At 69.1% G+C, this 18,572-nt stretch carries 16 protein-coding genes; 6 read left to right on the top strand and 10 right to left on the bottom strand.

Annotated features, from left to right (window positions below):
- Positions 1 to 141 precede the first annotated feature (141 nt).
- Complete coding sequence (serC, locus tag QHF83_RS01685; protein ID WP_282415965.1) at positions 142 to 1,230, bottom strand: 3-phosphoserine/phosphohydroxythreonine transaminase; 1,089 nt, start codon at positions 1,228 to 1,230, stop codon at positions 142 to 144.
- Between the two features lie 116 nt (positions 1,231 to 1,346).
- On the opposite strand from serC, the gene QHF83_RS01680 reads away from it, so the two are divergent.
- A complete protein-coding gene (locus QHF83_RS01680; RefSeq protein ID WP_282415964.1) occupies positions 1,347 to 2,462 on the top strand; it encodes a pyridoxal-phosphate dependent enzyme in 1,116 nt (371 codons plus the stop codon).
- 22 nt (positions 2,463 to 2,484) lie between these two features.
- On the opposite strand, the gene QHF83_RS01675 is transcribed toward QHF83_RS01680, so the two are convergent.
- The 4 genes from QHF83_RS01675 to QHF83_RS01660 all read right to left on the bottom strand — a co-directional run bounded on the left by QHF83_RS01675 (position 2,485) and on the right by QHF83_RS01660 (position 6,291).
- Positions 2,485 to 4,011, bottom strand: coding sequence for a hypothetical protein (locus tag QHF83_RS01675; RefSeq protein WP_282415963.1), 1,527 nt, complete (start codon positions 4,009 to 4,011; stop codon positions 2,485 to 2,487).
- Between the two features lie 167 nt (positions 4,012 to 4,178).
- Positions 4,179 to 4,799 (bottom strand): hypothetical protein, encoded by a 621-nt coding sequence (locus tag QHF83_RS01670; RefSeq protein WP_282415962.1) that lies wholly within the window; start codon positions 4,797 to 4,799, stop codon positions 4,179 to 4,181.
- A gap of 5 nt (positions 4,800 to 4,804) precedes the next feature.
- On the bottom strand, positions 4,805 to 5,956 hold the full coding sequence (locus tag QHF83_RS01665) for an acyl-CoA dehydrogenase family protein (RefSeq protein ID WP_282415961.1): 1,152 nt from the start codon (positions 5,954 to 5,956) through the stop codon (positions 4,805 to 4,807).
- A gap of 134 nt (positions 5,957 to 6,090) precedes the next feature.
- Positions 6,091 to 6,291: a hypothetical protein gene (locus QHF83_RS01660; protein WP_272423652.1), complete on the bottom strand. Its 201-nt coding sequence runs from the start codon at positions 6,289 to 6,291 to the stop codon at positions 6,091 to 6,093.
- Positions 6,292 to 6,382: 91 nt separating this feature from the next.
- Between QHF83_RS01660 and QHF83_RS01655 the strand changes: the two genes are divergently transcribed.
- On the top strand, positions 6,383 to 7,594 hold the full coding sequence (locus QHF83_RS01655) for a hypothetical protein (RefSeq protein ID WP_282415960.1): 1,212 nt from the start codon (positions 6,383 to 6,385) through the stop codon (positions 7,592 to 7,594).
- Between the two features lie 6 nt (positions 7,595 to 7,600).
- Here QHF83_RS01655 and QHF83_RS01650 read toward each other — a convergent pair whose 3' ends face one another.
- Positions 7,601 to 8,662 carry a rhomboid family intramembrane serine protease gene (locus QHF83_RS01650; protein WP_282415959.1) on the bottom strand — a complete coding sequence of 354 codons (1,062 nt, stop codon included), beginning with the start codon at positions 8,660 to 8,662 and terminating at the stop codon, positions 7,601 to 7,603.
- A 108-nt stretch (positions 8,663 to 8,770) separates the two neighbouring features.
- Between QHF83_RS01650 and apaG the strand changes: the two genes are divergently transcribed.
- On the top strand, positions 8,771 to 9,157 hold the full coding sequence (gene apaG / locus QHF83_RS01645) for a Co2+/Mg2+ efflux protein ApaG (RefSeq protein ID WP_282415958.1): 387 nt from the start codon (positions 8,771 to 8,773) through the stop codon (positions 9,155 to 9,157).
- 62 nt (positions 9,158 to 9,219) lie between these two features.
- On the opposite strand, the gene clpA is transcribed toward apaG, so the two are convergent.
- The 3 genes from clpA to QHF83_RS01630 form a co-directional block, all read right to left on the bottom strand.
- Positions 9,220 to 11,544 carry an ATP-dependent Clp protease ATP-binding subunit ClpA gene (gene clpA / locus QHF83_RS01640; protein ID WP_282415957.1) on the bottom strand — a complete coding sequence of 775 codons (2,325 nt, stop codon included), beginning with the start codon at positions 11,542 to 11,544 and terminating at the stop codon, positions 9,220 to 9,222.
- A gap of 5 nt (positions 11,545 to 11,549) precedes the next feature.
- Entirely contained in the window at positions 11,550 to 11,873 is a 324-nt protein-coding gene (gene clpS, locus QHF83_RS01635; protein ID WP_153822902.1) for an ATP-dependent Clp protease adapter ClpS, read from the bottom strand.
- A gap of 102 nt (positions 11,874 to 11,975) precedes the next feature.
- On the bottom strand, positions 11,976 to 14,531 hold the full coding sequence (locus tag QHF83_RS01630) for a glycogen/starch/alpha-glucan phosphorylase (protein ID WP_282415956.1): 2,556 nt from the start codon (positions 14,529 to 14,531) through the stop codon (positions 11,976 to 11,978).
- A 114-nt stretch (positions 14,532 to 14,645) separates the two neighbouring features.
- Here QHF83_RS01630 and QHF83_RS01625 point away from each other — a divergent pair, with 114 nt between their 5' ends.
- From QHF83_RS01625 to QHF83_RS01615, 3 genes are all read left to right on the top strand, one after another.
- Entirely contained in the window at positions 14,646 to 15,377 is a 732-nt protein-coding gene (locus QHF83_RS01625; protein WP_282415955.1) for a hypothetical protein, read from the top strand.
- Positions 15,378 to 15,500: 123 nt separating this feature from the next.
- Complete coding sequence (locus QHF83_RS01620) at positions 15,501 to 16,553, top strand: hypothetical protein (protein ID WP_282415954.1); 1,053 nt, start codon at positions 15,501 to 15,503, stop codon at positions 16,551 to 16,553.
- Positions 16,553 to 17,761 (top strand): hypothetical protein, encoded by a 1,209-nt coding sequence (locus QHF83_RS01615; protein ID WP_282415953.1) that lies wholly within the window; start codon positions 16,553 to 16,555, stop codon positions 17,759 to 17,761. Before QHF83_RS01620 ends, QHF83_RS01615 begins: the two co-directional genes overlap by 1 nt.
- Before the next feature lie 92 nt (positions 17,762 to 17,853).
- Here the strand turns inward: QHF83_RS01615 and QHF83_RS01610 are convergent, their stop codons facing one another.
- Positions 17,854 to 18,525 (bottom strand): OmpH family outer membrane protein, encoded by a 672-nt coding sequence (locus tag QHF83_RS01610; RefSeq protein WP_282415952.1) that lies wholly within the window; start codon positions 18,523 to 18,525, stop codon positions 17,854 to 17,856.
- Positions 18,526 to 18,572: the final 47 nt, after the last annotated feature.

Here is an 18,572-nt window from a genome sequence, read left to right as displayed (position 1 = left end):
ACTCCAAGTCGCACCGAGCTTGGAAGGATCGTGCGTGCGGAAAAGTACGATGACCCCGCGTGTGTGACCGTCACGCGACCGTCATGTTCGCGCGTGTTCCGATGCGCATTTCGGGGGGTTGGCCTGCAATCCACTTCACCGTCAGCCCGATTGCTTCGCGAAATCCTTCATGAAGCGAACGAGCGCCTCGACGGACGCGAGCTCGATGGCGTTGTAGAGCGAGACGCGGATGCCGCCGGTGACGCGATGGCCGGCGAGGCCCACCATGCCTTGTTTCGCCGCCTCGGCGACGAACCGCTTCTCGAGATCCTCGGTGGGGAGGCGGAAGACGACGTTCATCACGCTGCGGCTCTCGCGCTCGACCGGGGCCTTGTAAAACCCCGAGAGCTCGTCGAGCGTGCCGTAGAGCAAGGCCGCCTTCGCCCGGTTTTTCCGCTCGATCTCGGGCAAACCGCCCTGCTCCTTGGCGACCGCGAGGACGTTGCGCACGAGGTAGATCGCGAAGGTCGGCGGCGTGTTGTAGAGCGAGTTGTTCTCGGCGTGCGTCCGGTACTGGAAGATCTTGGGGATGTCCTTGCGGCTGCGCTCGACGAGGTCCTTGCGCACGACGACGACCGTGACCCCCGAAGGCCCGATGTTCTTCTGCGCGCCGGCGTAAATGAGCGCGTACCGACGGACATCGATGGGACGCCAAAGGAAATCGCTCGACATGTCCGCGACGAGGGGGACGTCGCCGGTGTCCGGGACGTCGTGCCACTGCGTGCCGAAGAGCGTGTTGTTCGTGGTGATGTGCACGTAGGCCGCGTTCGGATCGAGCGAGAGCTCGCTCTGCCGCGGGATGCGCGTGTACCGCTTGCCCTCGGCCGTCGTCGCGGCCACGCGGACCGTGCCGATCCGCCCCGCCTCCTCGTACGCCTTCTCGGACCAGCCGCCCGTGAGGACGTAATCCGCGCTCTTTTCCGGGGGCAGGAGGTTCAGCGGCACCATCGCGAACTGGTGGCTCGCGCCGCCCTGGAGGAAGAGCACGTGGTAGTCGTCGGGGATCGAGAGCAGCTCGCGGAGGAGCGAGAGGGCCTCGTCGTGCACGCCCTCGAACGCCTTGCCGCGGTGGCTGTGCTCGATGATCGACATGCCCGTGCCCTCGAAATCGAGCAACTCGCGCTGGGCGCGCTCGAGCGCGGCGAGGGGGAGCGCGGCAGGTCCGGCGTTGAAGTTGTGCACGCGAGCCATCGGTCGGGTCTCCTCTGCTCGAGACGCACGAAAGGGGCGCGCCTCGTGGCGCGACCGTATAGCACGAGGGCGCCTCCTGGCGGAGCCGCGCGCGTGGTGCTCTACTCGAGCCGGCGATGAAAGACGACGCGGCAGTCGGGACGGCCCCAGGCGCGCGCACGGAAGGGCCGCGCGAGCCACGCCTCTTCGCCGAGTTCCCCGCTCTCGCCCGCGAGGTGCCGTGGCTTTCGCTCCTGCCCGGTCCCACGCCGGTCGAGCGCTGCACGGCGATCGCCGGTTATCTCGGGCGCGACGACGTCTGGATGAAGCGCGACGACCTCGCGTCGCCGCTCTTCGGCGGCAACAAGGTTCGGCGCTTCGAGCACATCCTGGCCGACGCGGAGGCGCGCGGCGCGCGCGAGATCCTCACCGTCGGCGGCCTCGCATCCACGCAGGTGACCGCGACGATCCTGTTCGGCCGCGCGCTCGGCTTCGACGTGACGAGCGTGCTCTTCGATCAGCCCATCACCTCGTTCGCGCGTCGATCGCTGCTCCTGCAAGCTTCCGCCGGCGGGCGCTTGATCCACGGCGGCGGCTACGCCCGCACGGCGATCCTCACCGCGAAGGAGCTCGCGCGGGCGCGCAAGGCGTACTTCGTGCCCCCCGGGGCGTCGGGGCCGATGGCGAACCTCGGCTACGTCGGGGCCGCGTTCGAGCTCGCCGATCAGGTCGAGCGGGGCGAGATGCCGCGGCCGGATCTGATCGTCCTGCCCGCGGGGAGCGGCGGCACGGTGGCCGCGCTCTCGCTCGGGATGATGCTGCTCGGCTGGCCGACGACGGTGATCGCCGCGCGGATCACCGAGCGCTTCGCCTGCAACCGCGTGACGCTGCGGCTGCTCGTCGAGGCCACGGCGCAGAAGCTCGCGCGCCACGCGGGAGCACGCGTGCTTCGGCGGAACCTGCCGGCGCCGCGCTTCGAGGTCGATCACGGCGTCGCGGGGCGCGGGTACGGGCACCCGACGCCCGAGGCGATCGAGGCCGCGCCCGAGGTGACGCGCCTGCTCGGCGTGCCGGGCGAGATCACGTACAGCGGCAAGGCGCTCGTGGGCCTGCGCCGCGCGTGCGTGGCCCATCCGGGCAAGACGATCTTGTTGTGGAACACGCTCTCGGCCACGTGGCCCGAGCCTTCGATCGGGCCGGAGGCGTTACCTCCGGCCTTTCATCGGTTTTTCGAGGGGGACGTGCCGATCTAGGAGCCGAAGGGCTCGACAGCCGTCACTGGAGCGGGGGCGGGTAGGCGGGGCCGAAGTTCTGCTCGGCGATGTCGTCGTAGGTGAGGAGCGGCGTCTTCGCGGCCTCGTCCGAGTAGAGCGGCTTGACCACGCAGCCGCGCGCGCCGCACTGGTTCGACTCGCGGAACGCCACGTCCGCGACGAGCCAGAAGCGGTTGCCGCCGGGCAGGTTCTCGCCGTCGGTCGGGGTGAACGTGATGGGCGTCTCGGGGTCGTAGTAGCCCTTCGGCCCGAGCTCGGCGCTCAGCGCGCCGTCGCAGAAGATCTTGATCGTCGGGTGGACGTCGTAGGGTTTGTCGTCGTTGTTGAAGTAGTGGACGCCGATGCGGAACCACTGGTTCTTCGGCGGGAAGTCGACGTTCACGTTCTCCGGCGCGCAGAAATACTCGTCGTCCGGGTTCGAGATCGTCGGATCGCAGCTGATGTTGTCGAGGTCGAGCCGCGGGTTGTGGCAACCCTGTCCGAGGATCTGCCAGTCCTGGCCCACGCCGCGCGGCGCGAAGTAGCAGGTGTTCTTCTCGAAGACCGGGTCGAGGTACCAGGACACGGGCTCCGGCGGCTGCACGTTCGCCGGGAACCACGACGGCGCGTCGAACGAGGGCGGCGGCGAGAAGTCGCTGAAGACGCAGTTGCCCCACGCGCAATCCTGCGGCGCGCCCGAGACGGCCCAGGGCAGCGTGTTGTTCGGCTGGTGCAGGTGCAGATCGAGGTCGACGCCGTCGCCGCCGAGGTCGTGCTCCCACTCGAGCTCGACGCGCAGGCCCGGCGCGCCGACGAAGAGCGGATACGTGCACGTCGCAGTCCCGCCGCCGGCGAGGCCCTTCGTGTACGTCACGGAGTACTCGCCCGACTGGAGCGGCTTGAAGTCGTCCGCGGGGCCCGATCCGCTCACGCCGGGGCAGGGGTTCACGCCCTCGGGGCAGGTGACGGCCCACGTCTCGGAGCCCGGCACGGCGTCGGCGCTGAAGTTCCCCGTGCCGTCCTTGAGGTTCACGTTGACGAACGGCGCCGACGTCATCGCGTGGCAGGCGTTCGTGTCGTTCAGGAAGCACAGGTCGGTGGCGTGGACGCCGCCGTTGCACGACGACCAGTAGCCGTTCTCGCTGCACTTCATGGTGCCGTCGAAGCAGCCCGGCGTGCCGCGGTACGACGGATCGCCCTTGAAGCACGGATGCGCCTGGCCCGCGGCGCAGGGGCAATCCTCGTCGGCCTCGCCGTCGCAGTCGTCGTCCGAGCCGAGGTGGTCAGGGTCGCAGAGCTCCGTGGGCCCGCATTTCGTGCCGCAGGGGTTGATCGGGACGTCGTTCGGCGCGTCGGTGCCGCCGTCGTCGGTGGGGAAGAAGATCCCGCCGTCGCCGCCCGTCCCGCCTGGGCCCGAGGGCGCGCCGCCCCCGCCGCCGCTCGCGCCGACCCCGCCGGAGCCTCCTTCGCCGGGTTCGAACTTGTTGCCGGGGGACGTGGCCGAGCAGCCAGCGGCGATGGCTGCGCCGGTGGCGAAGCCCGCAAGCACAAAAAGAAGCGGTTTCAAGGAGCGGCGACGGCGACGCATGGGACTCCTCCCGCCCCGGCCGGGGCGTGATGGCTGAACAAAAAGAATGGTGCGAGGGAAGTGCGCCGCCGCCGGGGTTCCGGTGCGCGGCGCAATGCAGTGTACCGCGCGGACGGCGACGTCGAGGGCTATTTGGCGCGCAGGCTTTCGACGAACTTCTCGAACGCGGGCTTCGCGGCAGTGATGGTCTTCTCGGGGCCCGTGAGCTTGAAGAAGGTCAACGATCCATCGGTCTGCACGATCGCGCCGAGCAGCGCCCAATTCGGCTTCGGCTCGGCCGGCGCGGCGCCCGGCATGCTCATGCCGCCCGAGAACGTGCCGTGGATCTCGACGACGGTCACGGAGAGTTCGCCGATCTTGCGATCCTGCCGCGACGTCGCGTCCTCCTTTCCGCGCTCGAACTGGCCCGACCAGCGCTGGACGTTCTGATCGACCGTGCCGCCGACCTGCGAGACGCTCATCTCGGCGTCCTCGGAGTCGCCCTCGGCGCGCGGGATCTTGAAGGTCGCCTTGCGCATCGGGTTCGGGTTCTCGGCCTTCTGCCAGCCCTCGGGGACGTCGTAGGCGACGTCGGTCGGGCCTTTCCGCTGCGGCGCGGCCGCGCCCGGGCTCGTGCTGCCCGCGGGGGCGGGGCGCGCCTTGTCCGGCGCCCCGCTCGGGGGAGGCTCGGGCGTCTTCTCGCAGGCCGCGAGGGCGAGGATCGCGACGGGCGCGATCAGAGCAGCGAGACGTCGATTTCGCGTTCCCATGGTGGCTAATAGCCCTCCGTCTTGCAGATGATCTCGTTCATGATTTCGCGCGTCCCGCCGCCGATCGGATAGAGCCGCGCGTCGCGATAGAGCCGCTCGACGAGCGTCTCGCGCATGTAGCCGTGTCCGCCGAAGATCTGTACGGCCTCGTCGCAGACGAACGAGCAAGCGTCCGTCGCGGTGTTCTTCGCCATCGCGGCGAGGCCCGTGACCATGTCGCCGCGCAGGTACCGCGCGATGACGTCGTTCATGAGGGCGCGCGCGGCCGCGATGCGCGTCGCCATGTCCGCGAGCTTGTGGCGTAGCACCTGGAAGCCCATGATCGGCTTGCCGAAGGCGCGCCGCTCGCGCGCGTAACGCACGGCCTCGTCGTACGCGAGCGAGGCGATCGCCACGCAGTTGCCGGCGAGCAGCAGCCGCTCGACGGCGAAGTTCGTCATGATGGGGACGAACCCGACGTTCTCCTCGCCGATGAGGTTTTCCCGCGGGACGCGACACCCGTCGAAGACGAGCTCGGCGGTGTCCGAGGCCCACCAGCCCATCTTCGCGAGCTTCTTGCCCACGGAAAAACCTGGCGTCCCGCGCTCGATCACGAGCAGCGAGATCCCGCCGTGCCCCTCGCCGCCCGTGCGCACGGCGGTGGTCACGAAGTCGGCGCGGCATCCCGAGGTGATGAAGGTCTTCGCGCCCGTGACGACGTAGTGATCGCCGTCCTTGATCGCGCGTGTCTGGAGCGATGCGACGTCGCTTCCGCCGCCGGGCTCGGTGATCGCGAGCGCCGCGATCTTCTCACCCGCGAGCACCGGCGGGAGAAACCGCTTCTTTTGCTCCTCGGTGCCGAAGTTCAGGATCGGCGGCAGCGCGATCGCGTGGCTGCCGAGGCCCACGGCCGTGCCCACCGACGTTCCACCGACGATCATCTCCTCGGTCGCGGCAATCATGTGCGAGAGATCCCCGCCGGAGCCGCCGTACGCCTCGGGATAACCGACGCCGAGCATGCCGGCGCGAGCGGCCTTCTCGTAGAGCTCGCGGGGGAACTCGTTCGCCTCCTCCCAAGCGTGGGCGAAAGGCGCGATTTCGCGGCGCGCGAAGCGGCGGATCTCGTCCCGCAGCCGGGCGTGCTCGGGGGTCTCGTGGAGAGAGGGCAGGGATGTCACGGGGTACCGTCCGTTCCAGGCGAAGAGCTCACGACGAGCGAACTCGTGCCTTTCGCATGCGGATGCCGCAGGGGCGGAGGGTGGGGTTCGAGGCGGGGATTTTCAGGCTCCAGACCGGAGCCTCGTCAACCGCCTCAACCACCTCCACCGGGCGCGGGGGCCGCAGCAGCGCCGGGCTGCCCGGCAGGAGCCGCCGGAGCAGGCGGGGGCGCAGGAGCCGCCGCGGGTTCAGCCTTGATGGTGATCTCGTCGGGCCGCGTCAGGGACGAACAGGCTGTCGCCGAGAGCGAAAGGATCACGACCGCGAGGGGCGTGATGGATCGTCGGGAGAGCACGACGGGACGTTACCACCCGAAGGGCCCTCGGATCCATCCTCCTTCGGTCCCCTGCCGCGACGCACCCCGCTCGTGCTACCAAGGAAAGCGCATGGATCCCGTCTTTCGCCGCGCCTACAACGCCGCCTTCGGAACTGACACCTACGCGGATTACCTCGCGCGCCTCGAGCGCCGGGTGGGCTCGAAAATCCCCTTCCGCGTGGCCGAGACGCCGCTCTTCCTGCCGGAGGGGCTGCGGAGCTACCTCGCGAAATCCGCGAGGGAGATCGTGCAGCAGATCTCGCGGCCGAATGTGATCGCGACGATGAAGCGCGCGATCCCGGCGCGCCTCGACGCGCCGGGGATGGACGCCTTGCCGAACTGCGTGCAGGTCGACTTCGCGATCGTGCGCGGGCCGAGCGGAGAGCTCGAGGGCCGTGTGGTCGAGCTGCAAGCGTTCCCGTCGCTCTACGGGCTCATGGTGCTGCAGAGCGAGGTCATGGCCGACATGATGCGCACGATGCCGGGGCTCGATCGGAAATGGTCGATCTTCTTCGGCGGCCTCGATCGCGACGGGTTCGTCGCGCGCCTGCGCAAGGCCGTGCTCGCAGGCGAGGACCCGGCGAACGTCGTGCTGCTCGACATCGATCCGCCGAACCAGAAGACGTACCCGGACTTCCTCGCGACGAAGGAGCTCATCGGCGTCGACGCCGTCTGCCCGACGACGCTCGTGCGCGAGGGGCGCAAGCTCTTGCGCAAGGTGAACGGCAAGCTCGTCGAGGTGCGCCGCATCTACAACCGCGTGGTCTTCGACGAGCTCGAGGCGCGCAAGATCGAGCTCCCGTTCCACTACACCGACGACCTCGACATCACGTGGTGCTCGCACCCGAACTGGTACTGGACGTGGTCGAAGTACACGCTGCCGTACATCGATCACCCCGCCGTGCCGCGCGCCCGCTACCTCTCGGAGCTCGAGGAGATCCCGAACGATCTCGAGCGGTATGTGCTCAAACCGCTCTTCTCGTTCGCGGGCTCGGGCGTGAATGTAGATCCGACGAAGGAAGACATCGCGGCGATCCCCGATTCGGATCGGCACGGCTGGCTCTTGCAGGAGAAGATCTCCTACGAGCCCGCGCTCTCGATGCCGGACGGCTCGGGCGTGAAGGGCGAGGTGCGGATGATGTTCCTGCGCGCGCCCGACGAGCCCGCGCCCGAGCTCGTGCTGAACCTCGTGCGGCTCTCGCGCGGCAAGATGCTCGGCGTCGATCAGAACAAGGATCTCACCTGGACCGGCGGCACGGTCGGGCTCTGGCCCGTCGACTGAGCCGGATCAGAACGGCCAGACGAGCCGATACGGCAAGGCCAGGCGCCACGCGCCGAGGATGAGCGCGCTCGTGGCTCCGAGCAGCCCCACCTGGAGCCACGGCCGCGGCGAAGGCCGCGTCTTGCGCAGGACGAGCGCCGCGCCGAGGCCCACCACGACGCCCGCGACGAACCCGAAGAAATGCGCGCCGAGATCGGATTGTGGGCTCGCGCCGAGCGCTCCGAGCAGCGCCAGTCCGCCGACGATCGGCGCCGCGATCTCCTGCATCGTCCGCTTCCGCCCCACCGCGTGATCCCGATCGAGCGCGAGCTGCGTGGCCGCGAGGATCCCGATCGCCCCGAAGACCGCGGTCGACGCGCCGATCGAGCGATGCACGTCGTTTCCCATCGTGTGGTACGCGACCGCGTTCGCGACGTTGCCGAGCGTGCCCGCCGTGAGGATCGCGAGCGCGGAGCCGCCCGGGCCGAGCCTGCGTTGCACCGCCGACGCGAAGATCGCGCCCGAGATGACGTTGCCGATCACGTGCGACGAGTCCGCGTGCAGCGTGAGCGCCGTCAGCGCGCGCCAGGGCTCGGCGCCGAGGACGAGGTCGCTCTCGGCGCGGCCGCGCTGGAACCAGAACGAGTTGTGCGCGACGGGCCCCGTGACCAGGAAAAACAGGGCGAGCGCGGCGAAGAGGAGCGGCGCGACGATCGAGGGCGCGTGCCGCGGCCGCTCGCGGACCTTCTGCGGCGGCCAGTCCCGGTTCTCTGTTTCGTACCGATCGATCGAGCTCGACGCCTGATCGTAATCCTCGTCCCGCACGACGAGGACCCAGCCCCGGAACGTCCAGCGCATCATGTGCCAGACCGACATCGACTGCAGGACGAGCGACCAATCCCGCGCCTTACGCTCGTTTACTGGGCCGATGGCCGTGAGGCCCGGCAGGGGGTCGACCGGCACGAGCCCACCCGGCGTGGGCGGGGAGGCGGCTCCCGTGACCCCCGCGAACGCCGGAGGCGAGGCGAAGGACGAGAGGGACGGGGCCTGGACGGCGGTCTCGCCTGAATGGTCGTCGTTGTCGTTCACGGTTCGGGGAACGTGCGAACGAGCATGAGAGCTGTCAACACGGCCCGGGTTTCCGACACCTCCGAAAGTCCCCTTGTGGACGGCTCGGGCGCGTGGCACGGCAGGGGCGTGTCCACCGCCATCACGAACGGAATCCGCGTCAACGTCACGACCCAGTACGTTCCGTCGCAATCCATGCCGAGCGCGAGGCGTTACGTGTTCGCCTACACGGTGCGTATCTCGAACGAGGGCAGCGAACCGGCGCAGCTCCGCACCCGGCACTGGATCATCACCGACGGCAACGGGAAGATCGAAGAGGTGCGAGGCCCCGGTGTCGTCGGCAAGCAGCCGACCCTCCGGCCCGGAGAGCACTTCGAGTACACGAGCGGCTGCGTGCTGGAGACGCCGCGCGGCACGATGCACGGCACCTACCAGATGTACCCCGCGAGCGGCGGGCCGGCGTTCGACGCCGAGATCGCGCAGTTCACGCTCGCGATGCCGTATTCGCTCAATTGAAACAAAAACGGGGGCTCCTCCGATGGGAAGAGCCCCCGCTTCCTTCGCCTGCGCGCGTTGCGTCAGGCCTGGGCCGGCGCCTCGGTCTCTTTCGGCGTCTCGGCTTTCTTTTCCTCGGCCGGCGGCTCGTTCGGGATGAACGAGAACGAGAGCGCGCCGTCCTTCAGATCGACCACGGCCTTTCCGCCATGCTCGAGCTCGCCGAAGAGGATCTCGTCGCCGAGGCGAGGCTTGAGCTCGCGCTCGATGACGCGTCCGAGCGGGCGCGCGCCGAAGGCCGGATCGTAGCCCTTCTTCGCGAGGTACTCGCGCGCCGCGTCGGTGACCTGGATGCTCACGCCCTTGTCGCCCACGAGCGCCTCGATCTCGCGGATGAACTTGTCGACGATGCTGCCCATGACGCTCGGATCGAGCGGCTTGAACATGATGCGCGCGTCGAGCCGGTTCCTGAACTCCGGGCTGAACACGTTCTTGAAGGCGCGATCGTCGTCGCCCACGTTGCCGCGCTCGCCGAAGCCGAGGCGCGTCTGCGTGAGCTCCCGGGCGCCGACGTTGCTCGTCATGATGAGCACGACGTGTCGGAAGGAGCTCTTCTTGCCGTTGTTGTCGGTGAGCGTGCCGTGGTCCATGACCTGCAGGAGCACCTGGAAGATGTCCGGGTGCGCCTTCTCGATCTCGTCGAGCAGGAGCACGGCGTGCGGCGTCTTCGCGATCGCCTCGGTGAGCAGGCCGCCGCGATCGAAGCCGACGTAGCCGGGCGGCGCGCCGATGAGGCGCGAGACCGTGTGCCGCTCTTGATACTCGCTCATGTCGAAGCGGAGGAACTCGATCCCCATGACCTTCGCGAGCTGCTTGGCGAGCTCGGTCTTGCCGACGCCCGTCGGGCCCGTGAAGAGGAACGAGCCAATCGGTTTCTCTGGCGAGCGCAAACCCGCGCGGGACAGCTTGATGGCGCTCGCCAGCTGCGAGACGGCCTCGGCCTGGCCGAACACCACGCCCTCGAGCTCTTTCTGCAGATCCTTGAGCTGCGCGCGATCCGAGGTCGAGACCTGGCGCGGCGGGATCTGGGCCATCTTCGCGACGACGATCTCGATGTCGGGCACGTCGACCGTGTAGTCCTCGCCGTGGGCGAGGCGCGCCGCGGCGCCGGCCTCGTCGAGCAGATCGATCGCCTTGTCGGGCAGGCGCCGGTCGCGGAGGTAGCGGTCGCTGAGCTTCGCGGCCGCCTCGAGCGCGGAGTCCGTGAACTTGACCTTGTGGAACTCCTCGTAGTGCTTGCGCAGGCCTTCGAGGATCTGGCGCGTCTCGTCGACCGAGGGCTCGTTGATCTCGATGCGCTGGAAGCGGCGCGCGAGGGCGCTGTCGCGCTCGAGGTGCCCGCGGTACTCCTGGAAGGTCGTCGCGCCGATGCAACGCAGGCGGCCGGACGCGAGCGCGGGCTTCAAGAGGTTCGAGGCGTCCATCGTGCCGCCGCTCGCGGCGCCGGCGCCGATGATGGTGTGGATCTCGTCGATGAAGAGGATCGCGCCCGGCTGCTTTTCGAGCGCCTTGAGCACGCCCTTCAGGCGGTTCTCGAAGTCGCCGCGGTAGCGCGTGCCGGCGATGAGCGCGCCCATGTCGAGCGCGTAGATCGTCGCGCCCTTGATCGCGTGGGGGACGTCGCCCTTGACGATCTTCATGGCCAGGCCCTCGGCGATCGCGGTCTTGCCGACGCCGGCGTCGCCGATGAGCAAGGGGTTGTTCTTGCGGCGGCGCGCGAGGACCTGGATCGTGCGCTCGAGCTCGATCGTCCGGCCGACCAGCGGATCGATGCGCCCGCTCTCCGCTTCCTTGTTCAGGTTCACGGTGAACGAGGCGAGCGGATCGCGGCGGCTCTCGCGGCCTTCGCCCTCGGCCTCGGCGGCGTCCGCGCCCTCGGTCGCGTCCTCCGGGCCGATCTCGTCGTCCTGGCCGTCCTTGGCGATGCCGTGCGACAGGAAGTTCACCACGTCGAGGCGCTGCACGTCGGCCTCGCGGAGCATCTGCACGGCGGGCGAGTCGCGCTCGGAGAAGACCGCGACGAGGACGTTCGCGCCCTTGAGCTCTTTCTGGTTCGTGTTCTGAACGTGCACGGCCGCGCGGCCCACGACGTTCTGGAAGCCGATCGAGACGACAGGCTCGTTGTCGACGTGATCGGGCAGCGCCTCGATCTCTTCTTCGAGGAAGCGCTCCAGGCGCTTCTTCAGCTTCGGTAGATCTCCGCCCGCCTTGCGGATCACGTTCGCCGTCTCCTCGTCGAACGTGAGCGCGTAGAGAAGGTGCTCGACGGTCACGTACTCGTGCCGTCGGCGGATGGCCTCGTGCGTGGCCAGCTTGAAGGCGATCTCGACCTCGGGGCTGATCTTCATGGTTCCTACTCGGGTTCGGCCGAAAGCCGGAGGGGCATGCCGTGTTGCCTCGCGAAGCTCTGCACCTGGGTGACCTTCGTCTCGGCGACGTCCTTGGTGTAGACGCCCGCGACGCCGGAGCCCTTGTGGTGCACGCTGAGCATGATGTGCGTCGCTTCCGTGTCGGTCTTGTGAAAGAACTTCACGAGCACGAGAACGACGAATTCCATCGTCGTGTAGTTGTCGTTGTGGAGGACGACCTTGTAGCGGCGGACCTTCTCGACCTTGCGCTTCTTCTGGGTCGCGAGATCGCCTTCCTGGTCCTCTCGTTCACGCGGATCGTTCGCCATACGTCTCGGGGGGCCGAACAGAATAGCAAGCCAGGGCCCGGCGCGCCGGTGGTCGCGCGCGGGGAATCGTTACGCTCGGGGCGGGGAGCGGGCGGAGAAGCCCTACTCGGCGGCGGGCTCGTCGGGGACGAGCCGGATGGTGCAAGGCTCGATCCCCCAGATTTCATTCGCGTATTCGCGCACCGTGCGGTCCGACGAGAACCCGCCGACCCGCGCGATGTTGAGAGCGGCTTTGCGCGACCAGGCCTCCTCGTCGAGGAACGCCCGCTCGACGTCCTTCTGGGCGTCGGCATAAGCGCGGAAATCGCTCATCACGAGGTAACGGTCGCGGCCGAGCAGCTCGTCGACGAGCGGGCGGAAGGCGTCGGGCTCGTCCGGCGAGAAGAAGCCGGTGCGGATGAAGTCGATCGCCTCGCGGAGCTCGGCGTCGGCCTCATACGCGGCCCGGCCGGGCACGCCCGACGCGAGGCGCGCCTCGACCTCCTCGGCCGTGAGGCCGAAGAGGAAGAAGTTTTCGGCCCCGACGGCTTCGCGGATCTCGATGTTGGCGCCGTCGTAGGTGCCGATCGTGAGCGCGCCGTTCATCGCGAGCTTCATGTTGCCGGTGCCCGAAGCTTCCATGCCGGCCGTCGAGATCTGCTCGGAGAGGTCGGCCGCCGGGATGATCTTCTCGGCGAGCGAGACGCGGTAGTTCGGCAGGAACGCGACCTTGAGCTCGGGGACGCGGCTGTCGCCGTTCACGACGGAGGCGATGGCGTGGATGAGCTTGATGATGAGCTTGGCCTGCCGATAGCCGGGCGCGGCCTTGGCGCCGAAGATGAAGAGGCGCGGGTGCACGCGCTCGCCGCGCTTGGCGCGCAGGTAGAGCGTGACGATGTGGAGCGCGTTCAAGAGCTGGCGCTTGTACTCGTGCAGACGCTTGATCTGGACGTCGAAGATCGCGCGGACATCGACCTCGAAGCCGAGCTCGCGCTTGACGATGCGGGCGAGCGCCTCCTTGTTCGCGCGCTTGATCGACCGGAGCTCGGCCAAAAACGACGGATCGTCGGCGCACGGTTCGAGCTCGGCGAGGCGCTCGAGCTCGGTGACGAAGCGCGGGCCGATGCGGGAGGTGACGAGCCGGGAGAGCCTGGGGTTGCAGGCGAAGAGCCAGCGGCGCGGCGTGACGCCGTTCGTCTTGTTGCTGAAGCGATCGGGCCAGAGCTCGTGGAAGTCGCGGAAGAGCGAGGTGCGGACGAGCTCGCTGTGGAGCTTGGCCACGCCGTTGATCGAGTGCGAGCCGACGACCGCGAGGTGCGCCATGCGGACCATGCGCTCGGACCCCTCCTCGAAGATGCTCATGCGCCGGGCGCGGCCTTGATCGTAGGGGAAGGCGACGGTCACGGCGCGGAGCAGGCGGCGGTTGATCTCCTGGATGATCTCCAGGTGCCGCGGCAAGAGGCGCTCGAAGAGCGCGACGGGCCAGCGCTCGAGCGCCTCGGGCAGGAGCGTGTGGTTCGTGTAGCCGAACGCCCGCACCGTCAGCGTCCAGGCCTCGTCCCAGGTGAGGGCGTGCTCGTCGACGAGCACGCGCATGAGCTCGGCGATGGCGATCGCCGGGTGCGTGTCGTTGAGCTGGATCGCGACCTTGTCGCCGAACTTCGAGAAGTCGTCGTGGGTCTTCGTGTACCGCCAGACGATGTCGTGGATCGAGCAGGCGACGAAGAAGTATTCCTGCCGGAGCCGGAGCTCCTTGCCTTTGTCGAAGTTGTCGTTCGGGTAGAGGACCTTGGAGATGACCTCGGAGGCGTTCTTCTGCTCGACGGCCTTGACGTAGTCGCCCTCGTTGAAGAGGCCGAAGTCGAAGTCCTCGTGGGCGCGGGCCGCCCAGAGGCGCAGCGTGTTCACGGTGCCCGAGCCGTGGCCCGCGATGGGCGTGTCGTAGGGGACGCCGAGAACGTGATCGGCCGGGTGCCAGAGGACGCGGAAGCCGCCGCGGCCGTCCTGCACCATCTCGGTGCGGCCGCCGAAGCCGACGGTGACCGCGTACTCGGGCCGCTCGATTTCCCAGGGGTTGCCGAATTTCAGCCACTCGTCGGCCCGCTCGACCTGAGCGCCGTCGCGGATCACCTGCTCGAAGATGCCGAACTCGTACCGGATGCCGTAGCCCTGGCCGGGTAGCTCCAGCGTGGCCATCGACTCGAGGATGCACGCGGCGAGGCGTCCGAGGCCGCCGTTGCCGAGGCCCGCGTCGTGCTCCTGCTCCATCATCTCGTCGAGGTCGACGCCGAGATCGCGAAGGACCGCGCGGTAGGTGTCCTCGACGCCGAGGGCCTGCAGGTTCGATTGGAGCGCGCGGCCGAGGAGAAACTCGGCGGAGAGGTAGTAGGCGCGCTTGACGTCCTTCTCGTAGTAGGTGCGCTGCGTCTGCCTCCAGCGCTCGACGAGGCGGTCGCGGACGGCGAGCGAGAGCGCGACGAAGCGGTCGAAGCTCGTCGCGGTCTCGAAGTCGCGGGCGCGCGAGAACTGCACGTGATCGGTGAACGCGCGGCCGAGGGCGGCGGGGTGCATGCCGGTCCGGTCGTCCTCGACGCGGACGCGCGAGGCCGCGGGATCTCGGGTCGAGGGGGGAGTGGCGCCGTCGGGCGGCGCGGCGGGGCCCTGGAAGAAGGAGGTCATCGGGCACGCATCATAGCGAACCTCCCGAGGCGCGCCGCAGGAGCTTGTCCCTTGGCGGCCGGGCTGTGATAGACGAGACCACGGCCCGCGCTCCCGCGCGGCGAGAGAGGAACCATGAGCAAAACCCGTGGGGCGAAGGTGGGTGGGGCGCTGCGAGGTGGGGCGATGATCGCGTTGCTCCTCGGTCTCGGAGCAGTTGGCTGCGGGTTCTTGAAGCAGGAAGAACCCGAGAAGAAGGCGTTCGGCGTGGCCTGTACGAAGGACACGGACTGCGCGTCGCTCCAGTGCGCGGCCACCGGGAGCATCTGCACGAAGAGCTGCACGTACGACAAGGACTGCGGTGACGGGCTCGTTTGTCGCGCGAAGGACACGGGCTCCGGGCTGGAGTGCAGCAAGTCGGTCGGAGCGAAGGTCGGCGCGAGCTGTGCGACCGCGGGGGAGTGTGATCACGGCTTCTGCCTGAAGAAGGCCGACGCGCCGAACGAGCCGGGCTTCTGCTCGGCCACGTGCCAGGGCCCCGGCGAGTGCCCCGACGGCTACAAGCTCTGCGACACGCTCACGGCCAGCGACACGACGAAGATGTGCATCCTCGGCGACGACCGGATCCCGATCGGCGAGCGGCCGAAGTTCACGGCGCCCACGACGACGACCGTGAAGACGACGCCGACGGCGACCTCGACGGCCACGGCCACCGCCACGGCGACGTCGACGGCGAGCGCGACCCCGACGGCGACGTCGACGGCGAGCGCGACCCCGACGGCGACGGCGACGGCGAGCGCGACCCCGACGGCGACGGCGTCCACGGGGCGGCCGCGCATCAAGCTCGATCTGGGCAAGGCGAAGTAGTCACGTTGCCCCGAAGAAACTCCCGCGCCAACGCGGCGCGGGAGTTCCAGCGCGCATGGAGGTCGGGTAGAATCGCTTGGCTCGCGGCCTCGGAGGGATCGCGGGCGCGGGGAGCAGGGCTCGATGAACATGTCTCAGCGAAGGGCGCGTGGCGCGCCGCGCGTGGCGGTGATGGTCGGTGCCGCGGCGATCGCGCTCTTCTCGCAGGGTGACGCCTCCGCGCAGTCGAAGGAAGAGCTCGACAAGGCGCGCGCTCTTTTCCGTGAGGGCCTCGCGCTCAGCGCCGCGAACAACTGCGCCGGCGCGCTCGTGAAGTTCAAGGCCGTCGCCGCCGTGAAGATGACCCCGCAGGTCGCCTTCAACATCGCCGAGTGCGAGGAGAAGCTCGGCAAGCTGCTCTCGGCGCTCGGCAACTACAGGCTCGCGGCGAGCGCGGCCGCGGGCGACAAGAAGGCCGCGGACGTCGCGGTGGCGGCGACGCCGAGGATCGCGGCCATCGAGGAGCGCTTGCCGAAGCTCACGATCGCGCGCGGCAAGGGCGCGGAGGCGGCCGTCATCGAGCTCGACGGCACCGAGCTCGGCGCGACGCAGGTCGGCACGGAAATGCCCGTCGATCCCGGCCCGCACTACATCGTGGCGAAGCTCGGCAACCGCGAGATCTGGAAGGACTCGATCAACGTCCCCGAGCGCGACAAGAAGACCGTGGAGGTTGTGGTCAAGGACGAGCCCGCGAAGTCGGACGGCCCGAACGACGAGGACACCCCGCCGCCTCCGCCGCCTCCGCCGCCGCCTCCGTCGAGCGGGCCGAGCATCCCGGGGATCGTGCTCACGGGCATCGGGGTCGCGGGGATCGGCGCCGGGCTCGCGCTCTTCTTCGGGCCGCGGCAATCGACGATCGATGACCTCGATGCGCTCTGCGGCGGCGACACGTCGTGCCCGCCGTCGGCGAAAGAGACCGCGGATCGAGGGCGGCTGTTCACGGGGATCGCCGAGGCGGCCGTGGGCGTCGGGGCCGCGAGCTTGATCACGGGCGTCATCCTGCTCGCGACGAGCGGCTCGAAAAAGACTTCCTCGCCGGCGCAGTCCGCCTCGGCGGAGACACGGCGTGGCGCGCGGTTCATCGGCGCTGCGCCCGGCGCGAATCTCGGTGGCGTGAGCCTCGTGGGGAGGTTCTGATGACGCGTCGAACACGTTCGTCCGTGCGAATGGCCTCGTGGCTCGTCGTCGCGGGGCTCGGCGTCGTCGCGATGCCGGCTGCGTGCCTCTATCCGGCGTACACGTTCGACGAGCCCGAGCCTTCGGGCAGCGGCGGCGCGGGCGGGCAGGGCGGTCAAGGCGGCGCGGGCGGCGACGGCATGGGCGGGCAGGGAGGCGGGGGAGCACAAGGCGGGCAGGGAGGATCGTCCGGCACCGAGGATTGCCTCAACGGCATGGACGACGATGGCGATTCGCTCGTCGATTGCGCGGACGACGAGTGCACGCAGGGGCACGTATGTGTCCCGTCCGTGCCCTTCGGCTGGAGCGGCTTCGCCGCGCTCTTCGAGGGGTTGCCGGCGCAGACGCCCGCGTGCCCGAGCACGTTCCCCACGGCCGCGCCTTACGAGGGCGAGAACACGCTCACCACGCCGAGCCACACCTGTTCCGCGTGCACGTGCGGCGCGCCGACGGGCCAGACGTGTGATTTGCCGGATGAAATCGTCATCCAGAACAAGCCTTGCGGCACGACGCCGACGGCTACGGGCAAGCTCACGGTCCCCGCTGGCTGGACCGGCGCGTGCCATGGGCCCGAGGGTTATCTGGGAGGACAAACCTGCGACAATGGCCCGTGCAACGTCTCCATCACGAGCGCGAAGCCCACGGTGACGGGGGGGAGCTGCGCGCCGAGCGGCGGAGAGGCGGCGCTCACGCCGATCGCGTGGGCGATCCACGGAAAGGCCTGCGGCGATGCGCCTCCTGGCGGTGGGTGCGGCATGGGCATGGTGTGCCAGCCGAAGACGCAGCCGCCCTTCCTGCCGGGCCTGTGTGTCTACAGGGACGGCGACCAAACGTGCCCCGCTGGCGAGTTCACGGAGAAGCACCTCTTCTTCAAGGAAGCGATGGACTCGCGCGCGTGCAGCCCGTGCACGTGCGGCGCGCCGAGCGGCTCCTCGTGTGATGCGACCATCACGCTCTACAGCGAACAGTTGGTGAACACGTGCACCACGCAGGTCGCGAGCTTCACCGCGGGGAATTGCGCCAACGTGGCGGGCAACCCTTCGCTCTTCGGTCGCATGGCCACGAGCATGCCGCCCACCGGCGGCGCCTGTGCCGTCGCGGGTGGTGGCCAGCCGACGGGCGCGCTCACGCCCTCGAACGCCACCACGTTTTGCTGCGTCCCCCCTTGAACGCCGACTTCGAATGAACGAAGCCGGATCCCGCGCTCCTCGCGCTCGGATCCGGCTTTCTTGATTTCGAGGTTCGCCCGTGGGCGAGCCGCTTACTTCTTCTTCGGCGCGGGCGCGGGGGCCGCCGCCGGAGGCGCCGCGGGGGCCGCGGGGGTCGCGGGCTTGCCCGGCTGCGTCGCGCCCGGTTTGCCCGGGGCTGCGTCGCCGCCCTGACCGCTGTTGTACATCTGGATCGCGCGATCCGTGATCTCCAGGTCGGCGCGCATGTAGGGGACGCTGGCCTTCTCCAGGATGATCTCGTATCCGTCCTGGGCCGCGATCCGGCGAACGATGCCGATGATGCGCTGGTAGATCGGCGTCGTCATCTCCGTCTCCTTGCGCTGCATCTCGCGCTGGTACTCCATCGCGATCGCCTGGAGCTCGGCCGCCTGCTTCTGCAGCGTCTCGAAGCGCCGCTGGAGCTGCTCCTGCGGCACCTTCTTGTTCTGCGCGTCCTTCTCCAGCGACTCCTTCTCGGCCTGGAGCTTCTGCTGCTTGGCGTCGAGCTCGACCTGCCGGCTGTCGAAGAGCTTCTTCAGCGTCGCCTGGACACGCAGGCCCTCCTCGGTCTCCAGCATCGCGCGACGCACGTCGATCACGGCGATCTTCGATTGCGCCGCCGCCGTCTCCTCCGCCGCGAAGAACCCGCCCACGCCCGCGACGAGGGCGGCCGCGAGCACGGGGGCCCGCAACCCCGAGAGCCAAGACGAACGCCGAGGACTCACGAAACCAGTACGATCTGCACGCATCACCCCGGGGGACTAACCCTGAA

Origin of the sequence: Polyangium sp. 15x6 (assembly GCF_029960785.1) — a bacterium.
In the GTDB taxonomy this organism is placed as follows: Bacteria; Myxococcota_A; Polyangia; order Polyangiales; family Polyangiaceae; genus Polyangium.
The sequence above is the reverse complement of the archived record's forward strand: the minus strand, read 5'-3'. Positions and strand labels throughout refer to the sequence as shown.

Coding starts and splice junctions, on each gene's coding strand:
- QHF83_RS01620 (WP_282415954.1), top strand. CDS start 15,501: ATGAACATGTCTCAGCGAAGGGCGCGTGGCGCGCCGCGCGTGGCGGTG.
- QHF83_RS01615 (WP_282415953.1), top strand. CDS start 16,553: ATGACGCGTCGAACACGTTCGTCCGTGCGAATGGCCTCGTGGCTCGTC.
- clpS (WP_153822902.1), bottom strand. CDS start 11,873: ATGGCGAACGATCCGCGTGAACGAGAGGACCAGGAAGGCGATCTCGCG.
- QHF83_RS01680 (WP_282415964.1), top strand. CDS start 1,347: ATGAAAGACGACGCGGCAGTCGGGACGGCCCCAGGCGCGCGCACGGAA.
- QHF83_RS01655 (WP_282415960.1), top strand. CDS start 6,383: ATGGATCCCGTCTTTCGCCGCGCCTACAACGCCGCCTTCGGAACTGAC.
- serC (WP_282415965.1), bottom strand. CDS start 1,230: ATGGCTCGCGTGCACAACTTCAACGCCGGACCTGCCGCGCTCCCCCTC.
- QHF83_RS01630 (WP_282415956.1), bottom strand. CDS start 14,531: ATGACCTCCTTCTTCCAGGGCCCCGCCGCGCCGCCCGACGGCGCCACT.
- QHF83_RS01670 (WP_282415962.1), bottom strand. CDS start 4,799: ATGGGAACGCGAAATCGACGTCTCGCTGCTCTGATCGCGCCCGTCGCG.
- QHF83_RS01625 (WP_282415955.1), top strand. CDS start 14,646: ATGAGCAAAACCCGTGGGGCGAAGGTGGGTGGGGCGCTGCGAGGTGGG.
- clpA (WP_282415957.1), bottom strand. CDS start 11,544: ATGAAGATCAGCCCCGAGGTCGAGATCGCCTTCAAGCTGGCCACGCAC.